This is a genomic window from Streptomyces apricus (genome assembly GCF_008369065.1).
GTDB classification, from domain to species: Bacteria; Actinomycetota; Actinomycetes; order Streptomycetales; family Streptomycetaceae; genus Streptomyces; species Streptomyces apricus.
On record NZ_VDFC01000023.1, the window covers coordinates 85,811 to 98,058 of the forward strand.

General features: G+C 73.2%; 6 protein-coding genes and 1 pseudogene. 6 read left to right on the forward strand and 1 reads right to left on the reverse strand.

Features of this window, described 5'->3' with window-relative positions:
* From FGF04_RS07730 to FGF04_RS07755, 6 genes are all read left to right on the forward strand, one after another.
* Window positions 1-251, forward strand: a 251-nt coding sequence (locus tag FGF04_RS07730; RefSeq protein WP_149510664.1) for a glycine cleavage T C-terminal barrel domain-containing protein, incomplete at its 5' end; no start/stop codon positions are given.
* A gap of 133 nt (window positions 252-384) precedes the next feature.
* Window positions 385-1,539 (forward strand): N-methyl-L-tryptophan oxidase, encoded by a 1,155-nt coding sequence (solA, locus tag FGF04_RS07735; protein WP_149510497.1) that lies wholly within the window; start codon window positions 385-387, stop codon window positions 1,537-1,539.
* An 11-nt stretch (window positions 1,540-1,550) separates the two neighbouring features.
* Window positions 1,551-2,759, forward strand: a complete 1,209-nt coding sequence (locus tag FGF04_RS07740) for an aromatic ring-hydroxylating oxygenase subunit alpha (RefSeq protein ID WP_149510498.1) — start codon at window positions 1,551-1,553, stop codon at window positions 2,757-2,759.
* Window positions 2,701-4,167, forward strand: a complete 1,467-nt coding sequence (locus FGF04_RS07745; protein WP_149510499.1) for an aldehyde dehydrogenase family protein — start codon at window positions 2,701-2,703, stop codon at window positions 4,165-4,167. The genes FGF04_RS07740 and FGF04_RS07745 overlap by 59 nt, the downstream gene beginning before the upstream one ends.
* A 202-nt stretch (window positions 4,168-4,369) precedes the next feature.
* The gene (locus tag FGF04_RS07750) at window positions 4,370-5,956 is read left to right on the forward strand and encodes an APC family permease (RefSeq protein WP_149510500.1); all 1,587 of its coding nucleotides are present in this window, start codon (window positions 4,370-4,372) and stop codon (window positions 5,954-5,956) included.
* Window positions 5,953-7,506: a GMC family oxidoreductase gene (locus tag FGF04_RS07755; RefSeq protein WP_149510501.1), complete on the forward strand. Its 1,554-nt coding sequence runs from the start codon at window positions 5,953-5,955 to the stop codon at window positions 7,504-7,506. Before FGF04_RS07750 ends, FGF04_RS07755 begins: the two co-directional genes overlap by 4 nt.
* 146 nt (window positions 7,507-7,652) lie before the next feature.
* On the opposite strand, the pseudogene FGF04_RS07760 reads toward FGF04_RS07755, so the two are convergent.
* Window positions 7,653-12,223, reverse strand: a pseudogene (locus FGF04_RS07760) (hypothetical protein).
* Window positions 12,224-12,248 lie beyond the last annotated feature (25 nt).

A 12,248-nucleotide genomic window follows, 5' to 3' on the forward strand; every position in this document is an offset into this window, starting at 1 on the left:
CGCCGCTGCTGCTCGACGACCCCGCCGCCGTCGTCCTCGGCAAGGAGCCGGTGTACGTCGACGGGGTGCCCGCGGGGTACGTCACCAGCGCGGCGTACGGGTACACGGTGGGGCGGTGTGTCGCGTATGCGTGGCTGCCGGTGCTGGCCGCCGGAACGGGGGTCTCTGTCGAGTACTTCGGGGAGAAGGTGGGGGCCACGGTTGCGGACGAGCCGCTTTTCGATCCGGAGATGAGGCGGATCCGGTGCTGAACGCTTCGCGTGGAGGTTGTGTGTCGCGTGCGGGCCGGCGGGGGCTGGTCGCGCAGTTCCCCGCGCCCCTAAAGAAGTCGGTCGAGCCGCCCCCTTCCATCGCCCCGCACCCTCCGGAAAAAGCGAGGTTTTCGTGTCCTTTTCCTATGACGTGATCGTTGTCGGGCTCGGTGGGATGGGGAGTGCTGCCGTCCATCATCTGTCGTCGCGCGGGGTGCGTGTGCTCGGGCTGGAGAAGTTCGGGCCGGTGCACGACCGCGGGTCCAGCCACGGCGGTTCGCGGGTCACCCGGCAGTCCTACTTCGAGGACCCTGCGTACGTGCCGCTGCTGCTGCGCGCCTACGAGCTGTACGAGGACCTGGAGCGGGCCACCGGCCGGGACATCGCCACGCTGTGCGGCGGTGTCATGGTGGGCCGGCCCGACTCGCAGACCGTCGCCGGTGCGCTGCGCTCGGCCACCCAGTGGGACCTGCCGCACGAGATGCTGGACGCGGCCGAGCTCCGCCGCCGCTTCCCCACCCTCTCCCCGCGGGACGACGAGGTCGCCCTGTACGAGGCGAAGGCCGGTCTGGTCCGCCCCGAGAACATGGTCGCGGCCCACCTCCAGCTCGCCGACCGGCAGGGCGCCGACCTGCGCTTCGAGGAGCCGATGACCCGCTGGGAGCCGTACCGGGACGGCGTGCGCGTGCACACGGCCCGGCACACCTACACGGCCGGCCAGCTGGTGATCTGCCCCGGCGCGTGGGCGCCGCGGCTGCTCACCGACCTCGGGGTGCCGTTCACCATCGAGCGGCAGGTCATGTACTGGTTCCAGCCCCGGGGCGGGGTCGGGCCCTTCCTGCCGGAGAACCATCCCATCTACGTCTGGCAGGACGCGGCCGGCGTCCAGGTCTACGGGTTCCCGGCCATCGACGGGCCGGAGCTCGGCGCCAAGGTCGCCTTCTTCCGCAAGGGGCAGGTCTGCACCCCGGAGACCATCGACCGCACCGTCCACGAGGAGGAGGTCCGGGCGATGGCGGACCACATGTCCCGCTGCATCCCCGACCTGCCGGGCACCTTCCTCAAGGCCGCCACCTGCATGTACTCCAACACGCCCGACGAGCACTTCGTGATCGCCCGGCATCCCGCGCACCCCGGGTCCGTGACCGTGGCCTGCGGTTTCTCCGGACACGGCTTCAAGTTCGTGCCGGTGGTCGGCGAGATCCTGGCCGACCTGGCCCTGACGGGCACCACCGCGCATCCGATCGGCCTGTTCGACCCCCGCCGCCTCACCGCCGCGCCCGCCTGAGGAGTCCGCCCGTGACGACGTCCCCCGTCTCCCCCGCCGCCGCCCCGACCCCGTTGCCGTCCAGCCTGATCAGCACCCTCCCGGGGCACTACTACACCGACCCCGAGATCTTCCGGCAGGAGCAGGAACGGCTCTTCGAGTCGATGTGGATCTGCGCGGTCCGCAGCGCCGACCTGGCGAAAGCGGGCGCGTTCCGCACGGTCCAGGTCGGCCGCGAGAGCGTCCTGGTCACCCGGTCCCGTACGGGAGCACTGCGTGCCTTCCTCAACGTCTGCCGGCACCGCGGGGCCCGTCTGTGCACCCAGGAGACCGGCGAGGTGCGGCGCGCGCTGCGGTGCCCGTACCACGCCTGGACGTACGACCTCGACGGGAAGCTGATCGCGGCGCCGAACCTGGCGCGGATGCCGGACGTCGACCGTACGGAGTACGGGCTGGTCCGGGTCGCGCTGCGCGAGTGGCTCGGCTACGCCTGGGTGTGCCTGGCCGACGAGCCGCCGTCCTTCGAGGAGACGGTGGTCGGCGCGGCCGTCGAGCGGCTCGGGGACGCGGCGGCCGTCGAGCGCTACGGCATCCAGGACCTCGCCCTCGGCAGACGCGTCTCCTACGACGTGCGGGCGAACTGGAAGCTGATCGTCGAGAACTTCATGGAGTGCTACCACTGCGCGACGATCCACCCGGAACTCACCGATGTGCTCCCGGAGTTCGCGGGCGGTTACGCCGCCCAGTACTACGTCGGCCACGGCGCCGCGTTCGGCGAGGAGATCCGGGGGTTCACCATCGACGGCAGCGAGGGCTTCGGCCGACTGCCCGAGATCGCCGAGGACCAGGACCGCCGTTACTATGCGATAACGGTCAAACCGACCGTGTTCGTCAACCTCGTCCCCGACCATGTCATCCTGCACCGCATGTTCCCCCTCGCCGAGGACCGGACGATCGTGGAGTGCGACTGGCTCTACGCCCCCGAGGTCGTCGAGTCGGGCGCCGACGTGTCGAAGTCCGTGGAGCTCTTCCACCGGGTGAACACCCAGGACTTCGAGGCGTGCGAGCGTACGCAGCCCGCCATGGCGTCCCGCGCCTATCGCGGGGGCGGGGTGCTGGTGCCCACCGAGCACCACCTCGGGATGTTCCACGAGTGGCTCATCGGCATGCTGGGAGGCAGGGATGGCGGATCTGTACATCGGCGGCACCTGGACGAGCGCGCGGGACAAGCGCACCCGTGAGATCCGCTGCCCGGCCGACGGTTCGCTGGTGGCGGTCGTGGACGAGGCGGGCGGCGAGGACACGGGCGACGCCGTCGCGGCGGCGCGCCGCGCCTTCGACGACGGGCCCTGGCCGCGGACCCCCGCGAACGAACGCGGCGACCTGCTGCTGCGCGTCGCCGACCTGCTGCTGCGCGACAAGGACCTGCTCGCCCGGGCGGAGTCGCTCGACACCGGCAAGCGCGTGGTGGAGAGCGAGTACGACATCGACGACATCGAGAACTGCTTCCGCTACTTCGGCCGGCTCGTGGCGAGCGAGTCCGGGCGGGTCGTGGAGACGGGCACCGAGGGGGTCGACAGCCGGGTCGTGCACGAACCGGTCGGCGTGTGCGCGCTGATCACCCCCTGGAACTACCCGCTGCTGCAGACGGCCTGGAAGGTCGCTCCGGCGCTGGCCGCGGGCAACACCTTCGTCCTCAAGCCGAGCGAGCTGACCCCGCACACGGCGATCCACCTGATGCGCCTCCTGGAGGAGGTCGGGCTGCCGGCGGGCGTGGCCAACCTGATCCTCGGCGCCGGTCCGGAGGCGGGCGCTCCGCTGGCCGGGCATCCGGACGTGGACCTGGTCTCCTTCACCGGCGGTCTGCAAACCGGGCGCGGGCTCATGGCCGCGGCGGCCGGGACGGTGAAGAGGGTCGCCCTGGAGCTGGGCGGCAAGAACCCGAACATCGTCTTCGCCGACGCCGACTTCGAGACGGCCGTCGACATGGCGCTGACGGCCGTCTTCCTGCACTCGGGGCAGGTCTGCTCGGCGGGGGCGCGCCTGCTGGTCGAGGACTCCCTGCACGACCGGTTCGTCGACGAGCTGGTGCGCCGGGCGCGGCGGATCAGGCTGGGCGGGCCGTTCGACGAGCGGGCCCAGACCGGGCCGCTGATCTCCGCGGCGCACCGGGAGAAGGTCGAGGCGTACGTCGCGCAGGGGCTGCGGGAGGGCGCGGTGCTGCGCTGCGGCGGGGAGCGGCCCGCGGATCCCCCGCACCCGGACGGCTTCTACTACCCGCCGACCGTGCTCGACGAGTGCTCCTCGCGGATGTCCGTCGTGCAGGAGGAGTCGTTCGGTCCGGTGCTGACCGTGGAGCGGTTCGCGGACGAGGCGCAGGCGGTGCGGCTGGCCAACGACACGGTCTACGGCCTGGCCGGCGGGGTCTTCACGTCCGACGAGGGCAGGGCGCAGCGCGTCGCGTCGGCGCTGCGGGCGGGCACGGTCTGGATCAACGACTACCACCCGTACGTCCCGCAGGCCGAGTGGGGAGGCTACAAGCAGTCCGGGTTCGGGCGGGAACTGGGACCGGCCGGCCTCGCCGAGTACCGCGAGACCAAGCACATCTGGCGCACGACGAACCCGCGCCCGCAGGGCTGGTTCTCCTAGCCCACGAACGGTCACACGGTTGACCCGCGGCGCCGGTCGTCAGAGGCGGTGACGGCCGGCGTCGCGGCAACCACCATGAAAAAGACCGCACTTCACCATGGGATCCGGCGCTCGGAGCCATAAGATCCAGACCGCACCGACGAACCCGCACGAGCCTCACCTCCTCCCGCCCGGGAGAACTCCCCTTCCCAGGAGGCCGCTCATGACCACCACCGAGCACCCACCGGAGCAACCGGCCGGGCCGCACGGCCACGACGACTCGGAACTCAACGAGTTCGGCTACCGGCCCGAACTGAAGCGCACGCTCGGCAACTTCCACACCTTCGCCGCCGGCATCAGCTACATCTCCATCCTCACCGGCACCTTCCAGCTCTTCTACTTCGGTTACGGCAGCGGCGGACCCGCCTACTGGTGGTCCTGGCCCATGGTCTTCCTCGGCCAGTTCATGGTCGCGCTGTGCTTCGCGGAGCTCGCCGCGCGCTATCCGGTGGCCGGTTCCGTCTACAACTGGTCCAAGAAGATCGGCAATCCGCACATCGGCTGGCTGGCGGGCTGGACGATGCTGATCGCCTCCATCGTGTCGATCGCCGCGGTGGCCCTCGCCTACCAGCTGACGCTCCCTCAGATATCGTCCTTCTTCCAGTTCGTGGGCGACGGCACCGGAAAGTACGACGTCGCCACCAACGCGGTGCTCCTCGCCTCCGTGCTCGTCCTGTTCACCACCCTGGTGAACGCGCTCGGCGTGAAGCTGATGGCCAGGATCAACACGGCGGGCGTCTTCATCGAGCTGATAGCCACCGTCGTACTCATCGTGCTGTTCGCCGTGCACATCACCCGCGGACCGGGGGTCGTGCTGGAGACGAACGGCACCGGGGCCGGCCAGCCCGGCGGCTACTTCGGCGCCTTCCTGGTCGCCTCGCTGGCGTCCGCGTACGTGATGTACGGCTTCGACACCGCCGCCTCGCTCGGCGAGGAGTCCCTCGACCCGTCCCGCAACGCGCCGCGGGCCATCATCCGCGCCATCGTCGCCTCGTTCGTCCTCGGCGGACTCGTCCTGCTGCTCGCGCTGATGAGCGTGTCCAGCCTGAAGGGCGAGGAACTGTCCACGGACGGACTGCAGTACGTCGTCCTGGACGTGCTCGGCGAGGACGCGGGCAAGGCCATGCTGTGGTGCGTGTTCATCGCGGTCACCGTGTGTGCCCTGGCCGTCCACACGGCCGCGATCCGGCTGGCCTTCGCGATGGCCCGCGACAACAACCTGCCCGCCTCCTCCCGGCTGGCCAAGGTCCACCCCCGCTTCCAGACGCCGATCGTGCCCGCGGTGATCATCGGCGTACTGGCGCTGGCGATCCTCGTGGTGAACATCCGCCAGCCGCAGATCTTCACCGTGGTCACCAGCATCGGCATCATCCTGATCTACCTCGCGTACCTGCTGGTCACCGGGCCCATGCTGGTGGCCAGGCTGCGCGGCGCCTGGCAGCCCGCGGGCGAGGGCAGGTTCTCGCTGGGCCGCTGGGGACTGCCCGTCAACATCATCGCGGTGGTGTGGGGCACGGCGATGATGGTCAACCTGATCTGGCCGCGCGCCGCGGTCTACAACGCCACCGCCCCCTACCACTGGTACCTGCGCTGGGGCGCCGTCCTGTTCGTCGGCGTCGTGATGGGCGGCGGCTTCGCCTACTACTGGTTCGTGCAGCGCCACCGCACCGGGGTGCTCGCCGAGCACCGGTTCCGAGGGGCGGCCGACGCGCCCCTGCCGCCGACCGCCGAGGAGGCCGATCGTCCGTGAACGAAGACGAGTTCGACTATGTCGTGGTCGGCGGGGGCACCGCGGGGAACGTGGTCGCGGCCCGGCTCTCCGAGGACCCGTCCGTGACCGTGTGCGTCCTGGAGGCGGGACCCAGTGACGTCGGCGACGACGCCGTCCTGAAACTGGAGCGCTGGATGGGGCTGCTGGAGTCCGGCTACGACTGGGACTACCCGGTCGAACCGCAGGCCAGCGGCAACAGCTTCATGCGGCACGCCCGCGCCCGGGTGCTCGGCGGCTGCTCCTCGCACAACTCCTGCATCGCCTTCTGGGCGCCCGCCGAGGATCTGGACGACTGGGCCGCCGCGGGCTGCACGGGGTGGAGCGCCGCCGATCTCTTCCCGCTCTACCAGCGGCTGGAGAACAACGACGCCCCCGGTGAGCACCACGGCCGCACCGGCCCGGTGAAGCTGCGTACGCTCAAGAGCGACGACCCGTGCGGCACCGCCCTGCTGGAGGCCTGCGCGCAGGCGGGCATCCCGACGACCGCGTTCAACACGGGCCGGACCGTCGTGCGGGGCGCCGGCTGGTTCCAGATCAACTCCGACGAGGACAACATCCGGCAGTCCTCGTCGGTCGCGTACCTGCACCCGATCCTGGGCAAGCGGCCGAACCTCGACGTCCGCACCGGGGTACGGGCCAAGAAGCTGGTGCTCGACGGGCGGCGCTGCACGGGCGCCGAGTACCTGGACCCGGACCTGATCCGCACCCGGACGGTACGGGCCCGGCGCGAGGTGATCGTGTCCTGCGGCTCGATCGACAGCGCCAAGCTGCTGATGCTGTCCGGCATCGGGCCGGCCGGGCACCTGCGCGAGGTGGGCGTGGAGGTGGTGGTGGACGCGGCCGGTGTGGGCGAGAACCTCCAGGACCATCCCGAGGGCGTCATCATGTGGGACGCGAAGCAGCCCATGCCGACCACCTCCAGCCAGTGGTGGGAGGCGGGCGTCTTCTACGACACCGAACCGGGTCTGGACCGGCCCGACCTGATGTTCCACTACGGCTCGGTGCCGTTCGACATGAACACCGCGCGGTGGGGCTATCCGACCTCGGAGAACGCCTTCTGCCTCACGCCGAACGTCACGCGGGCGAGGTCGCGCGGCACGGTGCGGCTGCGGACGCGGGACTTCCGCGACAAGCCGCGGGTCGATCCGAGGTACTTCACCCACGAGCACGACGTACGCGTGATGACGTACGGGCTGAAACTGGCCCGGCGCATCGCCGCGCAGCCCGCGCTGAGCGGGTGGGCCGGGGCGGAGCTGGCCCCGGGGCCGGACGTGCGCACGGACGACGAGCTGCTCGACTACATCCACCGGACGCACAACACCGTCTACCACCCGTCGTGCACGGTGAAGATGGGTGCGCCGGGGGACGACTCCGCCCCGCTCGACCCGCGGCTGCGGGTCAAGGGGGTGGCGGGGCTGCGGGTGGCGGACGGGTCGGTGATGCCGGATCTGATCTCGGTGAACCCGTGCATCACGACGATGATGATCGGCGAAAAGTGCGCCGACCTGTTGAGGGAGGACGCCCTTTAATGGCCCCGTAGGGGCCCCGATAGGGGCGCGGGGAACTGCGCGACCGGCCACGACGGCGCCGCAGCGACCCGTATACCGCGAGGTGGTGGGGAACTGGCGGCCCGGTGGGGGCTGGTCGCGCAGTTCCCCGCGCCCCTGAACGGCCCCTACGGGGCCGTCGGGGCCGGCCGCTTGTACATGCGCGTCGCCGTGATCTCCGTGTGGGAGGCCTCCCCGGCAGGGGTCTCCCTGGGGAGGCCCGGCCGCAGGTGTTCCTCCACGCTGATGTACTTCAGGCCCGCCCGCAGGTCCGCGTCGTTGCGCAGGCGGATGACCAGCGGGAACTCCGCCAGCGCCGTGGTGTCGAACAGGCCGGTGGTGTACAGGAGCTGGACGCCCAGCGCGTCCGAGACGGCCCGCTGCAGCTCCAGCAGGTACGTCGCGTTGGCGCGCCCGATGGGGTTGTCCAGGAACAGCGTGCCCGCGTGGCGGTGCTTGTCGCGGCCCCGGTCGTTGGAGCGCAGCGCCGCCATCGTGCAGTAGAGCGCGATGGCGGCGGTCAGCAGCTGGCCGCCGGAGAACACGTCGCCCATCTGGCCGACGGGGACGCGCTCGGCGCGCAGCACGGCGTCGGGCTTGAGGATCTCCACGGCGACGCCCTTGGGCTGCAGGGCCGCGGCCACCCCCCTGAGCAGCAGGGACATGCCGTCCCGGCGCAGGTCGGAGTTCTTCTTCACCGCCGCCCGGGTCGCCTCGTCGACGACCTCGCCCAGCCGCTCGGCGAGCGTGGCCTGGTCGGGCTCCTCGAAGCGGATCCGCAGGAACTCCTGCCCCGACCACTCCCCCAGCCCTTCGGGCAGCCGGGACAGCCGCTGGGCCGAGCGCAGCGTGGCGAGCGCGGACTCGACCAGCCCGCGCAGCCGGTCCACGATCGAGTCGCGGTTGCGCTCCAGCTGCGCCAGCTCGTCGGTGAGGACCCGCAGCCGGGGCGCGAAGGCGTCCGCCCACTTCTGCGCGTGCTCGGGCAGCGCGGAGGCGGGCAGCTCCCGGATCTGCTGCCGCGCGGGGGTACGCACCTGCTCGTACCGGGTCGCGTTGGCGTGCCGTACGAGGACGTCGCTCGCCTCGCGCACCGCCGCCTCGGCGGCGGAGAGGTCGGCCGCGCAGCCGCGCAGGGAGCGGCGGGCCTCGGCCGCGGACTGCCTGGCCTCCTCCAGGGMGCCGGGGTAGGGCTCGGTCTCCTCCGGCTCGTCGTCCGGGTGCTCCCGCAGGAGGTCCCGGAGCAGGGCGGCCGTCTCGTCGAAGCCGCCGGCCGCGTCCTCGGCGGCGCGGTGGGCGTCGAGCAGCTCGGTGTGCGCGGCCCGCGCCCGGGCCAGCGCGTCGGTGCAGGTGGCGAGCTCGCCGGTCGCGGTGCGCAGCAGGCCCTGCGCGTGCTCGGCGTCGCGGGGCACCAGGTCCTCGGGCAGCTCGGTGTGGGCGTCGCCGTCCTCGGGCGCGTGCCGCTCGGCCTCGCCGCGCAGCCGGCCGAGCTGCTCGCTCGCCGTCGACGCACGGCCTTCGAGGAGCTGGACCAGCTCCTCGGCACGGGCCGCCGCGGCCTGCCGGGACGGCCCGTCGGAGCCGTCGGTGGACTCCAGGAGCTGCTCGGCGCGCGTACGCACCTTGTTGGTCAGGCGGTTCAGCTCGGTGAGCGCGGCGCTCTCGTCGCTCTCGGCCCGGGCCTGCTCGGCGCGCAGGTCGGCGCCGACGCCGACCTTCTCGTACAGCTGGGAGGCGGCCCGGTAGGCCTCGCGGAGCGCGGGCAGCGACGACTTCGCGGCGCCGGGCCCGGCGTCCGGCACGTCGTCGGGGGCGCCCGCGATCTCCGCGCGCTCGGCGCGCAGCGCACGGGCCGTGCGGCGCGCGTCGTCGGCGGCGCGCTGGGTGCCGCGCCGGTCCTCGTCGGCGGCGCGGGCCCGCTCCAGGCAGGCCTGGGCGCGGGCCTCCGACTCGGCCGCCTCGTCGGCGAGTTCGCGCAGCTTGACCTGCCAGCCCGCGCGTTCGCGCAGCCGGAAGGCGAGTCCGGCCAGGGCGTCGGCGGCGCGCCGGGCGCGCTGGGCGGCCTCCTGCCGCTCGTCCCGTACGAGCGCGGCCTCGGCCGCCGCCTCGTCGGCCTCGGCCCGCACCGCCCGTGCCTCGCCGAGTTCGGCCTCGGCCTCCTCGGCGAAGGCGCGTGCCTCGTCGGCCGCACCGGCCAGCTCGGTCAGCCGCCCGGCCGGGCAGCCGGTGCGCCAGGAGGCGAGCCGGGCGGCCAGCTCCCGGTCCTTGGCGAGCCGGGCGGCCAGCTCCCGGATCTCGTCGTCCCGTCCGGCCGCGCGCGTGCGCAGTGCCTGCCGTTCCTCGTCGGCGGCGTGCTCGTCGTGCATCGCCGGGTTCGGCGGTACGAGGAAGACGTCGTCGCCGCCCGCGCCGGGGGCCGGGGTCGGGGCGAGCAGCGCGGCAGCCGTGCCGACGGCCACGGTGGAGCGCGGGAGCAGCGCGGCGTCGGTGAGGGCCTCCCGGGCGCGCGCGTGCGTGTCCGGGTCGGTGATGATCACGCCGTCGACGAGTTCGGGCCGGGCGGCCAGCACGCGCGCGTGGTCTACGGGGTCGACGGCCTGCGCGAGGTAGCGCCAGCCGGGCAGCGCGGGGATGCCGTGCTCGCCCAGGTACTCCACGGTGGCGAGGACGTCGGGTCCCGGGGGCAGCAGTCCGCCGTCGCCGAGGGCGCCGAGGATGCGGGCGTCGTCGGCCGCGGCGGTGCGCAGTTCGAAGAGCTGCCGTTCGGCGGAGGCGACCCCGTCGTCGAGGAACCGGCGCAGTTCGTCGGCGTACTGGTCCAGCTCGCGGGCGGTGAGGGGGCCGTCGGCCGGGGCGCCGTCCTGCGCGTACCGCGGGCGGGGCAGCGCGGGGTGCCCTGGGTGTCCCTGAGTGCTTCCCCCGCCGCCGTCGGAGGCGCCCGGCAGGCTCAGCAGCTCGGCCAGCCGCTCCTCGCCCGCCAGTGCCTCGGCCGTACGCCGTTCCGCGTCGTACGCGCGCTCGGCCGCGGTGGCTCCGCGGCGCGCGAGGCGTCCCAGGCGGCGACGGCGCTCTTCTCGGCGTCGCTGGCGGCGAGCGCCGCGCGGGCCGGGTCGGCGTCGGGGGCGGTGTCGTCGAGCCAGCCGGCGCGGACCGCCTCGGCCGTCTCCTGCTCGACCTCGCCGAGGCGCTGGCGCAGGTGGCCGATCTCGCTGCGGGCGCGCTGCGCCTCGGTGGCGGCGGAGGTCGCGTCCCGGTGGGCGGCCTCGCCGGCCTCCTGGAGCGCGCCGGACTTCTCCTCCTCCTCGTTGGCGAGCGCCTCGGCCCCTTCGGCGGCCGCGTGCAGGGCGCGTACGAGGTCGACGGCGGCCCGGGAACGCGCGGCGAGCGCGGGCGCGGCGTCCCGCTCGGCCTCCAGGATCGCGGCCGCCACGCGCGCGGAGCGGTCGGCGGCGGCGCGGTGGCGCAGGACGGCCTCAGCCGCCTGCCACGCGGAGTGCAGCGTGCGCGCGTCGGCGAGCTCGCGCTTCTGCGCGGCGGCGCCCTTCTCGGCCGCGGCGAGCGCCAGCGAGGCGTGCCGGTAGGCCAGTTCGGCCGCGATCAGCGCGCTGCGCTCCCGGGCGCCCTCCGCCTCGGTGACCCGGTGTGCGGCGGTGGTGACCTGCTGGGCGAGGTCGCCGGTGCGGCCCCGTTCCCGCACGGCGCGCGCGGAGAGCCGCCGGGCCAGGGTGCGCGTGCGCCGCTCGGCGCCCGTGTGGACCTCCCGCGCGCGCGAGCGCGCACCGGCCGCCTCGACGATCCGGCCGAGCAGGTCCACCGAGCCGGCGGTGAACTCCCGCTCGGCGATGAGCTCGGCCCGGCGCCCCAGCTTGTTGCCGAATCCGCTCACCAGGTCGGCGAGGCCGTCGGTGTCCCGGGTGTCGGTGACCGCGCGCAGCAGCAGGTCGGTGAAGTCGGAGTCCTTCTTGACGGCGAAGAGGCCGGCGGCCTCGCCCTCGTCGGCGTTCATCTCGCGCTGGTAGCGGAACAGCTCGGGGTCCAGGCCCAGGTCACCGAGGTGTTCGTTCCACCGGTCGTGGATCTCCTCCCAGTGCACCTCCAGGTGCGGGTAGGCCTTGCCCGCCTCGGTGAGCGCGTCCCGGAAGCCCTTCATGGTGCGGCGCCGGCCCTGCGCGCCCGACACACCCTCCACCGCGGGGCGCACGGAGGTGGCCTCGGCGACCGGCAGGTTGTCCAGGCTCAGTCCGGGTCCGGGCCGGAAGGAGTACCAGGCCTCGGCGAACTTCCGCGGGTCGTTGGAGACCTGCCGGCCGCGCCACTCGCTGACCTTGCCGACCACGACGCACTCGCCGGTGAGCGTGTGCTGCCACTCCAGCGCCACGTGGCCGCAGTCGTCCGCGAGCAGGAACTTGCGCAGCACGCCGGAGCTGGCGCCGCCCAGGGTGTTGCGGTGGCCCGGCAGCATCACCGAGAAGATCAGCTTGAGCAGGACGGACTTGCCGCCGCCGTTCTCCAGGAAGAGCACGCCGGCGGGCGCGGGGCGACGCGGCGGCCCGACGGGCTCCTCCTCGAAGAACTCCGCCTGTGTGGGCGCGGGGTCGGGTACGGGAGCGCCCACTCCGCGCAGGTCCAGCACGGTGTCGGCGTAGCGCGCACCGGCAGGCCCGATGGAGTAGAGGCGGACCCGGGACAGCTCGTACATGGCGGCGGACTCTCGTAGTCGTGAG

Excerpts from the sequence above, each read along its gene's own strand:
- FGF04_RS07745 (WP_149510499.1), top strand. The coding sequence starts at position 2,701 with ATGGCGGATCTGTACATCGGCGGCACCTGGACGAGCGCGCGGGACAAG.
- FGF04_RS07750 (WP_149510500.1), top strand. The coding sequence starts at position 4,370 with ATGACCACCACCGAGCACCCACCGGAGCAACCGGCCGGGCCGCACGGC.